The sequence below is a fragment of the Devosia sp. genome, assembly GCF_028290645.1.
GTDB lineage: Bacteria > Pseudomonadota > Alphaproteobacteria > Rhizobiales > Devosiaceae > Devosia_A.
In genome coordinates this window covers 1-13682 of sequence record NZ_JAQGJL010000337.1, presented here as the reverse complement: position 1 = coordinate 13682, position 13682 = coordinate 1, and the positions used below count along the sequence as shown (strand labels likewise).

Sequence of the window (13682 nt, the reverse complement as noted above, 5' to 3'; positions counted from 1 at the left end):
CGTGTGCTCTTCCGATCTTTGACGTCGATAGCGACTTCTACCGTCTTCAATGTGCTTCCCCCTTTTGGTTGGTGCTGCCTGCATTGCTTGGTCGGCCTTGCCTGGGCCTAGCAGCCGTTCGCGGCGTAGCCTTGCTCCGCTTAGCAACCTTGCTCGGCCAAATAGCTGCTCGTGAGCTGTCTTATAAGACAGCATAATGCAGTATCGTTTTCTCATAGGACGCTAGAGGGAAGTCGACTGGCGCCTGCGGCAGCGCCAGCAGGTACCTGGCGAGAGTGGGACTGGGAGCAGGTGACTGGTGGGACGACGACGGGGGTGCTCGGGGAGCAACGTAGAACCGATGGCCTATGGGCGGGACCGGCCGCTTCGCGCATGCGACTCCTCGAAGTGATCCGTGCACTTTCGATCGCTGGACTGACGTCGATATCGATCTCTACCGTCTTCACTCTTCCCCCGGTGGCTGCGGCCTTTCCCGGCTTGGCCTCCCCGGCTTACCCATTGGGCCGGCTTGGTAGCCTCCTCGGCTTATTAGTGCTTCGGCACCTTCTGCCCGGCGTGGGGCTATCTCATGCTGTCTTATAAGACGCAGGGTCGGGAATGGAGGCGACTGACGCCGGAGGAGGGGAGGAGGTGCCTGGTGGGAGTGGGGGGAACCGGTGCTTGGGGAGCATTAGCAGGAGGATGACATTGGGGGAGGAGGGTGGTCAGTCGGGGGCCCATCCCCTAGATCTGCAGCCCGCGCAGCAGCTTTGGGCCGTGGCGGTCGAGGCCGGCGGCGCGGGCGATGAGGGCGTCCTTGACCGGGGGGAGGCGGTCGACGAGGCCCATGCCGAGATCGCGCAGGGCGCGGACCGGGGCGATGTCGTTGGAAAAGAGCCGCACCATGCCGTCCGTGACCATGGCCATCAGTGCGGTGTCGAAGCGGCGCCATTGCTGGTAGCGCTCGAGGTTCTCGGGGGCGCCATGGTCCTGGCCGAGGCGGATGGCGTCGATCACAACTTCGGCGAGGGCGGCGACGTCCTTCAGCCCGAGATTGAGGCCTTGCCCGGCGACCGGATGGACGACGTGGGCGGCGTCGCCGATCAGCGCCAGGCGCGGAGCAGTGAAGCTCCGCGCGATCTGCAGCTTTAGCGGGAAGGCCTGCAACCCCTCGTCTAGGGTGACGCGGCCGAGGCTCGAGCCCATCGCCGTCTCGATCTCGGCGGCGATCTCGGCGGGCGGCAGGGTCTTCAGCTCGGCGGCGCGCCGGTTGCTTTCGGTCCAGACCAGCGACGAGCGGCGGCCGGGGAGCGGCAGGCTGGCGAAGGGGCCGGCGGGGCGGAAATGCTCGTAGGCAGTGCCTTCGTGGTCGAGTTCGTGGGTGATGGTGGTGACGAGGCCGGACTGGCCGTAGTCGTGGGCGATCACCTCGATGCCGGCCATGCGGCGCAGCGCCGATTGCGCGCCGTCCGAGGCGATGACCAGCGGGGCGGCGATGGTGCGGCCGTCGGCGAGGCTGAGCCGCGCTATGGCGGGGCCGGCCGCAAAGCCGGTGATCTCGACCGGGGCGATGATCTCGACGTCGGGGCCGAGGGCCCCGAGCAGGGTCTCGGCGATCAGCCGGTTCGGCACGAGGTGGGCGAAGGGCTCGCCGGGGGCGACGTCGCCGATGAAGCTCAGGAACAGCGGGCGCGAGATGTCGCCAGTTCCGGAATCGGTGATCTTCATCTGCCTTACCGGCTCGGCACCGGCAGACATGGCGGGCCACACGCCCAGTTCGACGAAGATGCGACGGACGCCGGCGGCGATGGCCGAGGCGCGCTGGTCGCTGGGGATGGAGAACGGTCGGCGGTCGAGCAGCGCCACCTTGAGGCCGCGCATCGAGCGGGTCAGCGCCACCGCCATGGTGAGGCCGACCGGCCCCCCGCCCACGATCGCGATGTCATAGCTGGTGTCGGTCATCGGCGAACTCCGCTGCTGAGGCTATTTCGGCCTTCGTCTCCGGCAAGGCAAGCGTCTGGTGCGGTCGCGCCATTGCTGCCCAAAGTGTCGGCATCTGTCGCGAATCTGCACAAAGGATAGGCAGGGGTCGGTATTGGCGAGGCCGGCGGCGTTCGCCTTGGGTGGTGTCAGCCTGAATTTCATTAGCAGAATCAAAATGGTGGCGATTGCGGCGGCAGTTTGGCACGCGACTTGAGTCTGTTTGAGCCGATTGGAGACCGTCCAACACAGGTATCGAAAGGGGCATCCATGAAGCTGGTGATTGCAATCATCAAACCGTCGCGCCTGGAGGAGGTCCGCCAGGCCCTCAACTCGCTCGACGTGCACGGCATGACCGTGACCGAAGTGAAGGGCTATGGCCGGCAGAAGGGCCATTCCGAAATCTACCGCGGCACCGAGTATGCGGTGCACTTCCTGCCCAAGCTGAAGATCGAGATCGCGGTGGACGACGTGCAGTCGGACGCGATCGTCTCGGCCATCCGCGAGAGCGCCCAGACGGGGCGCATCGGCGACGGCAAGATCTTCGTCCTCGACCTCCTGGCCGTTACCCGCATCCGTACCGGCGAGACCGGCGCGGCGGCGCTCTGATCCGCTTTTCTCTGGAGATACAACGATGACAGACTTGAAGAAGTCAAAAGTCCTGGGAGCGGCGGCAGTGGCTTTGCTGGCTCTCGCGCTGCCCGCCTTCGCGCAGGACGCAGCGGCGGCGGCGCCGGTCGCCGACAAGGGCGACACCACCTGGATGCTGATCTCGACGGTGCTGGTCATCGCCATGACCATCCCTGGCCTGGCGCTGTTCTATGGCGGGCTGGTGCGCGCCAAGAACATGCTGTCGGTGCTGATGCAGGTGTTTGCCGCATTCTGCATGGTCGCGCTCCTCTGGGTGATCTACGGCTACTCGCTGGCCTTCACCGGTCCAGCCGAGCCCGGCGGGCTCAGCGCGTTCATCGGCGATTTCTCCAAGCTGTTCCTCGGGCCGGTAGGGCTCAGCTCGATGGCGGAGACCTTCACCAAGGGCGTCTATATCCCCGAGATGACCTTCGTCATCTTCCAGCTGACCTTCGCCGCCATCACTCCGGCGCTGATCATCGGCGCCATTGCCGAGCGCATGAAGTTCGGCGCGGTGATGCTGTTCCTCGCCATCTGGTTCACCTTCTCGTACCTGCCGATCGCCCACATGGTCTGGTGGTGGGGTGGTCCCAGCGCGCTCACGGGCGCGGCGTCGGGCTTCCTGTTCGGGCTGGGCGCCTATGACTTCGCCGGCGGCACGGTGGTTCACATCAATGCCGGTATTGCGGGCCTCGTTGCCGCCATCATCCTCGGGCCGCGCAAGGAGTTCCTCAAGGAGCCGATCCCGCCTCACAACCTGACCTTCACCTTCATCGGCGCCTGCCTGCTGTGGGTGGGCTGGTTCGGCTTCAACGCCGGCTCCAACCTCGAGGCCAACGGGCTGACGGCGCAGGCGCTGCTCAACACCATCACCGCTCCGGCGGCCGCCGCGCTGGCCTGGGCCGTGGCGGAAAAGTTCACCCGCGGCCACGCGAGCCTGCTGGGCGCCGTCTCGGGCGCCGTGGCCGGCCTCGTGGCGATCACCCCGGCCGCCGGCTATGCCGGCACCATGGGCTCGATCGTCCTCGGTGCGGTGGCGGGCGTCATCTGCCTCTGGGCCGTGGTGACGCTGAAGCCGCGGTTCAAGTATGACGACGCGCTCGACGTGTTCGGCATACACGGCATCGGCGGCATCGTCGGCGCCATCGGCACTGCGGTCGTCGCGGCGCCGGTGCTGGGCGGCTTCGGCTTCCCCGATGCCGAAGGCAACTACTCGATCGTCGGGCACCTCATCACCCAGGCGACCGCGGTGGTCGTGGCGCTGGTCTGGTCGGGCGTCGTGGCACTGGTCGCCATGCTGATCGTCCGGGCGGTGTTCGGTGGCGTCCGCGTCCCCGAATCGGCCGAGAGCGACGGGCTCGACCTCGCGAGCCACGGCGAGCGCGCCTACAACTAACCCCGCTCGACGCGGGCGGGGACCTCCTCCCCTTCGCCCGCGTCAAACTGCGGAGAGCCGAACCACGGCTCGGCTCTCCGACCTCCGCCGCTGATCGCGGCGTGCAGCCCACGTCCCTCTTGGTCCGCCACAGAGGCTTCCCACTCGCAAAAAATGCGTGGGCTGCACACCCCGGTCAACGGTCCGGGCCCGGAAACGGGCCAGTGCTCGCCCCGCCAGGCGCGCGCTGCTCCTGCTCACAATATGGGCGGAGGCGGGCCGGTGGCCGCCCAAATCTTGTGCAACCTGTCAGCCGATGAGACGGCGGTTGTCGGCTGGTCGCGCAAGTGCTTGAAAACCCAAAGAAGTTTCTGCCAGCCCAGGCTGGCACGCGGCTTGTATCCATTGCCCCCGAAATAACCCGGATGCGAGCCGGGTCTAAATGGGGGGCTTCAAGATGGCTGAGTCCAATGCCGGACTCGACGTGTTCTTCGTGCTGGTCGGCGCGATCCTGGTGTTTTCGATGCATGGGGGCTTCGCCTTCCTCGAACTGGGGACGGTGCGGGGCAAGAACCAGGTCAATGCGCTGGTCAAGATCCTCGTCGATTTCGCCTTCTCGACGCTCGCCTACTTCGTCATCGGCTACACCATCGCCTACGGGGTCACCTTCTTCCACAATGCGGCGACACTGTCGGGGGGCGGGGCAGGGTTCGCGCCGCAGGGCTTCAGCCTGGTAAAATTCTTCTTCCTCGCGACCTTCGCCGCGGCCGTGCCGGCGATCATTTCGGGCGGCATCGCCGAGCGGGCGAGGTTCTGGCCGCAGGTGATCGCGGCGGCGGTGATCGTCGGGCTGGTCTACCCGTTCTCGGAAGGGATCGTGTGGAACGGCAATTACGGCATCCAGGCCTGGCTGGAAGCCACCTTCGGCGCGCGCTTCCACGACTTTGCCGGATCGATCCAGGTGCACGCGCTGGGCGGCTGGCTGGCGCTGGCGGCAGTGTTGCGGATGGGCCCGCGCAACGGGCGCTACGGGGCGACCGGACGGCCGTTCCCACCCTCGTCGATCCCGTGGCTGGCGCTCGGCACGTGGCTGCTGGCCATCGGCTGGTTCGGCTTCAACGTGATGTCGGCGCAATCGGTGGCCGGGGTCTCGGGGCTGGTGGCGATCAACTCGCTGATGGCGATGGTCGGCGGCATCATCGCGGCGGTGCTGATCGGCAGGAACGATCCGGGCTTCACCCATAACGGGGCGCTGGCGGGGCTGGTGGCGGTGTGCGCCGGGTCCGACCTCTATCATCCGCTGGCCGCGCTGGTGGTGGGGGCGGCGGCCGGGCTGATCTTCGTCAAGGGATTCAGCTGGACGCAGGAGAAGCTGAAGGTCGACGACGTGCTCGGCGTCTGGCCGCTGCACGGACTCTGCGGCCTCTGGGGCGGTGTCGCTGCTGGCATTTTCGGGCTTGAGGGGCTGGGCGGCATGGGCGGGGTATCGCCGGCGACGCAGATCGTCGGCTCGGTGGTGGTGTCGGCTTATGCCTTCGCTGCCGGCTATGGGCTCTACTGGATTTCCAAGCGGTGGCTCGGCATCCGGCTCAGCGACGAGCAGCAGCGGCGCGGCGCCGATCTCTCGATCCACTCGATCGGGTCCAACCCCGAGCTCGAGTTCTAGTGTGCTTCACGTTTGACAGAAACCTGCCCCTCTCCCTGGAGAAAAGGTTGGAGTGAGGGGTTTGGCGGTTCCGCGAGTGGGAGGGGGAGCCGCTTCACCCCTCATCCGGCCTTCGGCCACTCTCTCTCCTAAGGGGAGAAGGAACGGGCGCGCGTCAGTCATGCCGTGACCGACTCCGGGTGCTGGAACACTCGCTTCCGCTTCTGCGTTTCAGAGGCGGAAGGAGTGTTCCCATGTCCCCCAAAAACAATGCGAAATTCGTCGATTTCTCGTCCATCGTGCTGATCGCACTGTCCATCGGCGTGCCGGCGGCGATCGGGCTGCTGCTCTAGCGGCTTGCCGGGTGCCACAAACCTCATTAAGACTGCCCTTTCACTGGCCACTCAGGAGGGGCGATATGACAGCATGTTCTCGACCTCGCCTCGCCGGGCATAGCGCGGTTCACCGTTAGGTCGCCCGGGGGCCACCACGGCCCCATTCGCTAGACGCCGGCACTGCCGGAATTCTCCAGATTTGCTCATTGAGGACCGGATCGCTGCGAAACGCGCGTCCGGACAGTGACATGGCTTCCAAGATCAATTTCCGCGGCCAGGCTTTCGCCAAGGTGCTGGGCTTCGCGGCCACCCACTGGCGCCGCCAGCCCAGACGCATCGCCTTCATCGTGCTGCTGTTCTTCACCGAGACAGTCGCCGACATCCTGACGCCGTTCTTTGCCGGGCGCCTCGTCGAGGCAGTGGCGAGCGGCGCGGCGAGCAACGAGATCGCGTGGAACGGCGCGGTCACGGCGTTCCTCACCATCGTGGCGCTGGGCGTCGGCTCGGTGATCGTGCGGCAGTTCGCCTTTCAGCAGATCATCGCGCTGACGCTCAGGATGATGAGCGAGATCACCCAGAGCGCCTTCCACCGGGTGCAGCGCTTCTCCTCGGACTGGCACGCCAATGCATTTGCCGGCTCGACGGTGCGCAAGATCACGCGCGGCATGTGGGCGCTCGACCAGCTCAACGACGTGATCCTGATGGCGCTGTTTCCCTCGCTGGTGATGCTGGTGGGGACGACCGTGATGCTGGGCCTGTTCTGGCCGGTGATGGGACTCGTGATCGGGGTCGGCTCGCTGATCTACATCGCGGTGACGGTGACGCTTTCAACCACCTGGGTGGCGCCGGCGGCGAGCCTTGCCAATCAATGGGACACGCGAATGGGCGGGGCGCTTGCGGATGCGATCTCGTGCAATGCCGTGGTCAAGGGCTTTGGCGCCGAGGACCGCGAGGAGTCGCGGCTGAAGCTCGTCGTCGACAAGTGGCGGAAGCGCACCTCGCGCACCTGGAACCGCGGCACGCTCAACGGCACCATCCAGAATTCCATGCTCCTGCTGCTGCGCGCCTCGATCATCGGGGCCGGGCTGCTGCTCTGGCAGCAGGGCATGGCGTCGGCGGGCGACATCACCTTCGTCATCACCACGTTCTTCGTGCTGCAGGGATACCTGCGCGACATCGGCCAGCATGTGCGCAACCTGCAGCGCTCGGTCAACGACATGGAAGAGCTGGTGGGACTGAGCGACCAGAAGCTCGGCATCGAGGACCAGCCCGGCGCGAGGCCGATTGCCATCAAGGCCGGCGGCATCGGTTTCGAGCATGTCGACTTCCATTATGGCGCGCATTCGGAGCCGCTCTACCACGATCTGTCGGTCAACATCGCGCCGGGGGAGCGGGTGGGGCTGGTCGGGCATTCGGGCTCGGGCAAGACGACGTTCGTCAAGCTGATCCAGCGCCTGCACGATGTAAGCGGCGGCCGCATCGCCATCGACGGGGTCGATATCCGCGATGTGCAGCAGGCGTCGCTCCGCCAGCAGATCGCCATCGTCCAGCAGGAGCCGGTGCTGTTCCACCGCTCGCTGGCCGAGAACATCGCCTATGGTAAGCCCGGCGCCAGCCGCGAGGAGATCATCGCGGCGGCGAAGCTCGCCAATGCGTTCGATTTCATCGAGCGGCTGCCAAAGGGTTTCGAGACGCTGGTGGGCGAGCGCGGCATCAAGCTGTCGGGCGGTGAGCGGCAGCGCGTCGCGATCGCCCGGGCGTTCCTCGCCGATGCACGTGTGCTGATCCTCGACGAGGCGACCTCGAGCCTCGACAGCGAGAGCGAGCAGCTGATCCAGGAAGCGATGGAGCGGCTGATGGTGGGGCGGACGACAATCGTCATCGCGCACCGGCTGTCGACGGTCCGCGCGCTCGACCGGCTGCTGGTGTTCGACGCCGGGAGGATCGTCGAGGAGGGTACGCACGAGCAGCTGGTGAAGCGCGAGGGCGGCATCTATCGCCGGTTGTTCGAGCGGCAGGCGCTGGAACTGATCAAGGGGCTGGAGGCGGCGGAATAGCGAGGGTGAATGGTGAGTGGGTGAGTGGTGAATGGTGAATTGTGAATGGGAGGGCCCAACTGCGCTTCCACCATTCACCATTCACATTCATCGTCGGATGACGATATAACGCCGCATGGCCAAGCTCCCTCTCTCCATTCTCGACCTCGCTCCCGTCTCCGAAGGCACCTCCACCTCCGATGCGCTTCGGAACATCGTCAAACTGGCCCGGCTCGGCGACGAGCTCGGCTTCACCCGGCTGTGGTATGCCGAGCATCACGGCATGCCCTCGATCGCCTCGTCCTCGCCCGAGGTGCTGATCGCCACGGCGGCGGCGAACACGTCGCGGATCCGGGTGGGCTCGGGCGGCGTGATGCTGCCCAACCATGTGCCGCTCAGGGTGGTCGAGACCTACCGGACGCTCAACGGGCTCAATCCGGGGCGGATCGATCTCGGCATCGGCCGAGCGGGCGGCAGCGATGGGCGGACGCTGTCGGCGCTGCGCTCGGTGGGCGGGGAGTATTTCGCGCAGGAACTGGCGGAAATGCTGGCCTTCGAAGAGGGCAATTTCGCCCCCGACCATCCGTTCAACCCGGTGCTGGTAGTGCCGGAGCGGGTGGACCTGCCGCCGATTTACCTGCTCGGCTCGAGCGGCGCGAGTGCGCAGGCGGCGGGGCAGCTGGGCGTCGGCTACTCGTTCGCGGCGCATTTCAGCCAGACCCCGGCCGGACCGGCCTTCGCCGCCTATCGCACGGCGTTCACTCCGACGGCGGCGTTCCCCCAGCCGCATGCCATCATCGCGCTTTCGGCGCTGGTAGCACCGACCGACGAGGAGGCGCAGTTCCTTTCCCGCTCGCAGGAGCTGAGCTGGGCGCTGTTCCATTCGGGCCAGATCAGGAAGCTGGTGTCGCCCGAGGAAGCTGCGGCGCACCAGTACACGCCGCAGGAGTTGCGGATCATCGAGAACCAGCGGCCGCTGTGGATCGTCGGCTCGCCGGCGACGGTGAAGGCGGCGATCGAGGCGAAGGTCGAGGAGTCCGGCGCCGACGAGGTGATGGTGACGACGACGATGTGGGACTATGAGCTGCGGCTCAGGTCGTACCGGCTGCTGGCCGAGGCGTTCGGGCTGGGTGCCGACTGAGAGGGACGGCCCCTCCCCAGCCCTCCCCACAAAGGGGAGGGAGTGCGCCGGTGCGATTGACTGAGATCGTGCCGCGAACTCGATGCGGCACCTCCCCCTTTATGGGGGAGGCCGGGAGGGGGCTCTCTGTCTCAGTCAGGCCGCAACCGCCTTGCGTTGCACGGCGTGTACCGCGAGGGGCTGGAACACCAGCTTCACGTAGTTGCGCGCCATCAGCATCTGCTCGGGCAGCACGCCCGGTTCGCCCAGCGCCTTGCTCATGATGATGCCGCCGTCCATGGCGCATGAGATGGTGCGGGCGAGGCGCTCGGCGTCGACGGGCTCGCGTGGCGGGTAGACGGCGATGATGTCCTCGATCATCGAGCGGAAATAGTCGTTCCACCCGCGGACCAGCTCGCTGACCATGGTGCGGATTTCGCGGTCGAACAGGCGATCCTGGTAGCTCATGGTGGCGACGAGGCAGCCCGGGTGGCCGCCGGGCAGCGCCGCCATGTACTCGGCGAACAGGGTCAGCCCGATCAACAGGCGCTGCAGCGGATCGTCGCTCAGTTCGCCGGCGCGGCCGAACATGTCGGCGAGCAGCCGGTCATTGTGCTGGCCGACGCGCAGGAGCAGGCCGCGGGCGAGTTCGTTCTTGTCCTTGAAATGGTAGAAGAAGCCGGATTTGGTGATGCCGGCCTCGGCGATGATCTCGTCGATCGAGGTGGCGCCGAAACCCTTGGCGAGCACCGCCGCCTCGGCGATCTCGAGAATGCGTTCGCGCGTCGCGGTGCCTTTGCGCATGGTGGTGGTTCCCTCTTCGGATACTGTACCACCAGTGCGGTTTTCCAGCGCCCCGGGTTCTGCGTCCCTTGCCGTCCCACCGGCAAATTTGGGCTAAACCGAACTGGCTCAATGCCAATTTTCCGTGACCCCCCACTGCACCATGCGCCCGCTAGCGCCGGCGTCGTTGAACAGTCACAAGTCTCGCCACCCCGCACCCATCGCCAATAGCGGCGAATGGCGCTGCAATCAAGAGCCATGGAGACATCGGATGCACCTGCACACGCATGAGCTTCCACAACTCAAGGGTCAGATGTTCGTCACCGATGGCGGCATCGAGACCCACCTTATCTTCAACGAGGGCGAGGACCTGCCCGATATGGCGGCCTACCTGCTCAACATGAGCGAGCGCGGGCGTAACAAGATGCGCGAATACTATCGCCCTTATATCGCGATCGCCAAGGAAGCGGGACAGGGATTCCTGTTCGACACCAATACCTGGCGGGCCAATCCCGACTGGGGCGCACGGCTCGGCTATGATGCGGCAAAGCTGCGCGAAGCCAACATCGCGGCGGTGGAGTTCTGCCAGGAGATGCAGGCGGAGTTCGCGGCAGCGGGCGTGCCGTCGATCATTTCCGGTGTGGTGGGGCCGCGGCGCGATGCCTGGCAGTACGACAAGCGGATGACGGTCGAGGAGGCCGAGGCCTACCATACGCCGCAGGTCGCCGCCTTTGCCGAGACCGCGGCGGACTATGTGACGGCCTATACGCTGACCAATGTGCCGGAGGCGGTGGGTATCGCCCGGGCCGCGAGGCAGGCGGGCCTGCCGGTGGCGCTGAGCTTCACGCTCGAGACCGACGGGAACCTGCCGGGCGGGAAGCCTTTGGGGCAGGCGATCAGCGAGGTGGATGCGGCGACCGGGGGCTATCCGGCCTATTACATGATCAACTGCGTCCACCCGATCCATTTCGCCTCGACGGTGCGGGACGGCGGCGAGTGGGTGAACCGGATCGGCGGGCTCAGGGTCAATGCCTCGAAGCTCAGCCATGCCGAGCTCGACAACTCGCCGAGCCTCGATATCGGCGATATCCCCGACCTGGCGCAGCGCTATGCGCAGGTGCTGCCGTTCTTGCCCAATATCCGGGTGATCGGCGGCTGCTGCGGCACCGACTATCGGCACATGGGGGCGATCTGCGCCGCCTGCCTGCCGGAACAGCACTACCATTGAACCAGCAAGAAACGAGCGGGGGGCCGAACCGCAAGGACGACTGAAATGACGACGATGGATATCAATGAGGCGGTGCTCGGCGCGCCGCATGGCGAGGCCGGCTCGCTGATCGGAAAGCTGTACCGCCGCTGGCGCGAGCGGCGGTACGAGCGGGCGACGCTGATCGAATTGAGCACCATGAGCCCCCACCTGCTGCGCGACATGGGGATCGAGCCGGGCGACGTGCGCGATGCGCTCGAGGGCCGCCGCAGCTCGGTGCTGTTCAACCCGATCCGGCGCGAGAGTAAGCATCGGCAGGGCGCTGTGCCTGAACTTCCCGCCAGGCCGCGATGATGGCATCGGCCGACATGTCGATGTCGGCCTCGGTGGTGGCGCCCGAGCTGATGGAGAGGCGCATCACCCAATCGCCGCGCCAGGAGGCGCCGCCGGCAAAGCAGATACCGCCCGCCTGCACGCCGGCGATCACCGCTTCGGTGAGGGTTTTCCGCGTAGCGGCATCGCCCTTGCCGAAATCGACGATCAGCTGGTTGATGGTGACCTCGTTCCTGAGGTTGATCCCCGGCTCGGCGGTGAGGCGGGCGGCCATCCGCTTGGCCAGCGCGCAATGGTGCTCGACCAGGGCGGCGACGCCCTCGCGGCCGAATGTCTTGAGCATGGCCCAGACCGGGGTGCCGCGGGCCCGGCGGGAGAGCTCGGGGACGAAGGCGGAAGGGACGCGATCGGTTTCGCCGATGCTGGGCAGGTAGCTCGCCCACTGGGTCATGGCGCGCTGGTGCGCCTCGCGGTCGCGGACGATGGCAAAGCCGGAATCGTAGGGCACCTGCAGCCATTTGTGGCCGTCGGTGACCCAGGAATCGGCGCCCTCGATGCCGGCGGTGAGATGCTTCAGCGACGGGGCGGCGCGGGCCCAGAGACCGAAGGCGCCATCGACATGCACCCAGGCGCCGGCGGCCTTGGCAATCGCGATGATCTCGGTGAACGGGTCGTAGGCGCCGGTATTGATCTGGCCGGCCTGGGCGATGACGATCCTGGGGCCGGTAAGACCGCGGAGCGCGGTGGTCAGGGCATCGGGGCGCATGCGGCCTTCGCCATCGGTACCCACCCGGATCACGCGGCGGTAGCCGAAGCCGATGAGCTGCAAGGCCGAGAACATCGAGGAATGGGCGTCCTCGCCGATCAGCACGTGAACCGGCGGGGCGCCGAACAGGCCATCCGCATCGGGATCCCAGCCGGCATCGAGCAATACGCGGGTGCGGGCCGCGGCAAGGCCGACGGCGCCGGCCACCGTGGCGCCGGTGACGAAGCCGATCGAGCTTTCGCGCGGGAGGTCAAGGATATCGAGCAGCCAGCGCTCGGCGATCTCCTCCATCGCGGAGGCGGCGGGGGTGGGGGTGTGGTAGCCGGCGTTCTGCCCCCAGGCGCTGACCAGCCAGTCGGCAGCGACACCGGCGGGGTGCGAGGCCCCCATCACCCAGCCGAAGAAGCGCGGGCCGGTGATCGGCATGAGGCCGCCGGCGCTGCGTTCCGCCAGTTCCTCGAGCACGGTGAGCGGCGCCGCACCGCGCTCGGGGAGGGGTTCGCTCAGCGCGTCGCGCATCTCGTAGTAGGTGCGGGCCGGGCGGCCGGCATGCTCGGCAAGCGAGTCACGATAGTCAACCGCGTGGTCAACCGCGCGGGTCAGCAGGCGTCGTAGGTCATCGGTCATATTATGATCTCCCTGGCGCGAGGAAGATCATAGCGCACCTGAAGGGCAGGTGAATGGGGGCTCGTGGGCCTGCTCTCGCGAGCTCGCTCTCGCCGCCTCCCTCCCCTCAAGGGGGAGGGATTGAGGGTGAGGATGGTTAAGTCGGCGCGGCAGGAGCCTCGCCACCCCCACCCCCGGCCCCTCCCCTCAAGGGGGAGGGGAGCCTATCCAGTCAACTAGGCCGCGAGCTTCCTGAGGATTGCGGCGCCCATCTCCTCGGTGCCGACGGTCTTGCGGTTGTCCTGGGCGATATCGCCGGTGCGGAGGCCCTCGTCGAGCACGGCGGCGATGGCGGCCTCGAGCCGGTCGGCGAGCGCCACCATATTGAACGAATAGCGGAGCGCCATGGCGAAGCTCGCCAACATGGCGATCGGGTTGGCGACGCCCTTGCCGGCGATATCGGGGGCCGAGCCATGCACGGGCTCGTAAAGCGCCTTGCGCTTGCCGGTCGCCGGATCGGGAGCGCCGAGCGAAGCGGAGGGGAGCATGCCGAGCGAGCCGGTGAGCATGGCGGCGGCGTCCGAGAGAATGTCGCCGAAGAGGTTGTCGGTGACCATCACGTCGAACTGCTTGGGATTGCGCACCAGCTGCATAGCCGCGTTGTCGGCGAGGATATGGTGCAGCTCGACATCGGCATAGTCCTTGCCAACGCCCTTAACCACTTCGTCCCATAAGACGCCCGACTTCATGACGTTCTTCTTGTCGGCCGAGTGGACCTTGTTGCTGCGGGTGCGGGCGAGATCGAAGGCGACGCGGACGATGCGGTCGATCTCGTAGGTTTCGTAGACCTGGGTGTCGACGGCGCGCTTCTGGCCATCGCCGAGATC

Annotated in this window: 11 protein-coding genes; 7 read left to right on the top strand and 4 right to left on the bottom strand. The window is 66.6% G+C overall.

What is annotated here, in order from left to right; genetic code table 11:
* Positions 1-723 precede the first annotated feature (723 nt).
* Positions 724-1941: an FAD-dependent monooxygenase gene (locus tag JWQ89_RS17975; RefSeq protein ID WP_299643194.1), complete on the bottom strand. Its 1218-nt coding sequence runs from the start codon at positions 1939-1941 to the stop codon at positions 724-726.
* A gap of 288 nt (positions 1942-2229) precedes the next feature.
* Between JWQ89_RS17975 and JWQ89_RS17970 the strand changes: the two genes are divergently transcribed.
* From JWQ89_RS17970 to JWQ89_RS17950, 5 genes are all read left to right on the top strand, one after another.
* The gene (locus JWQ89_RS17970; protein ID WP_299643193.1) at positions 2230-2568 is read left to right on the top strand and encodes a P-II family nitrogen regulator; all 339 of its coding nucleotides are present in this window, start codon (positions 2230-2232) and stop codon (positions 2566-2568) included.
* A 25-nt stretch (positions 2569-2593) separates the two neighbouring features.
* Complete coding sequence (locus tag JWQ89_RS17965) at positions 2594-3985, top strand: ammonium transporter (RefSeq protein ID WP_299643192.1); 1392 nt, start codon at positions 2594-2596, stop codon at positions 3983-3985.
* 436 nt (positions 3986-4421) lie between these two features.
* Positions 4422-5630, top strand: coding sequence for an ammonium transporter (locus JWQ89_RS17960; RefSeq protein ID WP_299643191.1), 1209 nt, complete (start codon positions 4422-4424; stop codon positions 5628-5630).
* A gap of 562 nt (positions 5631-6192) precedes the next feature.
* The gene (locus tag JWQ89_RS17955; RefSeq protein ID WP_299643190.1) at positions 6193-8001 is read left to right on the top strand and encodes an ABC transporter ATP-binding protein; all 1809 of its coding nucleotides are present in this window, start codon (positions 6193-6195) and stop codon (positions 7999-8001) included.
* A 115-nt stretch (positions 8002-8116) separates the two neighbouring features.
* Positions 8117-9121 (top strand): LLM class flavin-dependent oxidoreductase, encoded by a 1005-nt coding sequence (locus tag JWQ89_RS17950; protein ID WP_299643188.1) that lies wholly within the window; start codon positions 8117-8119, stop codon positions 9119-9121.
* 135 nt (positions 9122-9256) lie between these two features.
* Here JWQ89_RS17950 and JWQ89_RS17945 read toward each other — a convergent pair whose 3' ends face one another.
* Complete coding sequence (locus tag JWQ89_RS17945; protein ID WP_299643187.1) at positions 9257-9904, bottom strand: TetR/AcrR family transcriptional regulator; 648 nt, start codon at positions 9902-9904, stop codon at positions 9257-9259.
* Positions 9905-10154: 250 nt separating this feature from the next.
* Here JWQ89_RS17945 and JWQ89_RS17940 point away from each other — a divergent pair, with 250 nt between their 5' ends.
* Both JWQ89_RS17940 and JWQ89_RS17935 read left to right on the top strand, forming a co-directional pair.
* Positions 10155-11111: a homocysteine S-methyltransferase family protein gene (locus tag JWQ89_RS17940; RefSeq protein WP_299643185.1), complete on the top strand. Its 957-nt coding sequence runs from the start codon at positions 10155-10157 to the stop codon at positions 11109-11111.
* A gap of 45 nt (positions 11112-11156) precedes the next feature.
* Positions 11157-11444: a DUF1127 domain-containing protein gene (locus JWQ89_RS17935; RefSeq protein WP_299643183.1), complete on the top strand. Its 288-nt coding sequence runs from the start codon at positions 11157-11159 to the stop codon at positions 11442-11444.
* Here the strand turns inward: JWQ89_RS17935 and JWQ89_RS17930 are convergent.
* A complete protein-coding gene (locus JWQ89_RS17930; protein WP_299643181.1) occupies positions 11374-12816 on the bottom strand; it encodes an aminotransferase class V-fold PLP-dependent enzyme in 1443 nt (480 codons plus the stop codon). The two genes, JWQ89_RS17935 and JWQ89_RS17930, sit on opposite strands and share 71 nt — an antisense overlap.
* Positions 12817-13031: 215 nt before the next feature.
* The coding region (locus tag JWQ89_RS17925; RefSeq protein WP_299643180.1) for an isocitrate/isopropylmalate family dehydrogenase at positions 13032-13682 on the bottom strand (651 nt) is incomplete at its 5' end.

What these genes read in the sequence shown, in the direction of transcription:
- JWQ89_RS17930 (WP_299643181.1), bottom strand. Translation starts at nt 12,816, where the DNA reads ATGACCGATGACCTACGACGCCTGCTGACCCGCGCGGTTGACCACGCG.
- JWQ89_RS17975 (WP_299643194.1), bottom strand. Translation starts at nt 1,941, where the DNA reads ATGACCGACACCAGCTATGACATCGCGATCGTGGGCGGGGGGCCGGTC.
- JWQ89_RS17945 (WP_299643187.1), bottom strand. Translation starts at nt 9,904, where the DNA reads ATGCGCAAAGGCACCGCGACGCGCGAACGCATTCTCGAGATCGCCGAG.
- JWQ89_RS17935 (WP_299643183.1), top strand. Translation starts at nt 11,157, where the DNA reads ATGACGACGATGGATATCAATGAGGCGGTGCTCGGCGCGCCGCATGGC.
- JWQ89_RS17955 (WP_299643190.1), top strand. Translation starts at nt 6,193, where the DNA reads ATGGCTTCCAAGATCAATTTCCGCGGCCAGGCTTTCGCCAAGGTGCTG.
- JWQ89_RS17970 (WP_299643193.1), top strand. Translation starts at nt 2,230, where the DNA reads ATGAAGCTGGTGATTGCAATCATCAAACCGTCGCGCCTGGAGGAGGTC.
- JWQ89_RS17960 (WP_299643191.1), top strand. Translation starts at nt 4,422, where the DNA reads ATGGCTGAGTCCAATGCCGGACTCGACGTGTTCTTCGTGCTGGTCGGC.
- JWQ89_RS17950 (WP_299643188.1), top strand. Translation starts at nt 8,117, where the DNA reads ATGGCCAAGCTCCCTCTCTCCATTCTCGACCTCGCTCCCGTCTCCGAA.
- JWQ89_RS17940 (WP_299643185.1), top strand. Translation starts at nt 10,155, where the DNA reads ATGCACCTGCACACGCATGAGCTTCCACAACTCAAGGGTCAGATGTTC.
- JWQ89_RS17965 (WP_299643192.1), top strand. Translation starts at nt 2,594, where the DNA reads ATGACAGACTTGAAGAAGTCAAAAGTCCTGGGAGCGGCGGCAGTGGCT.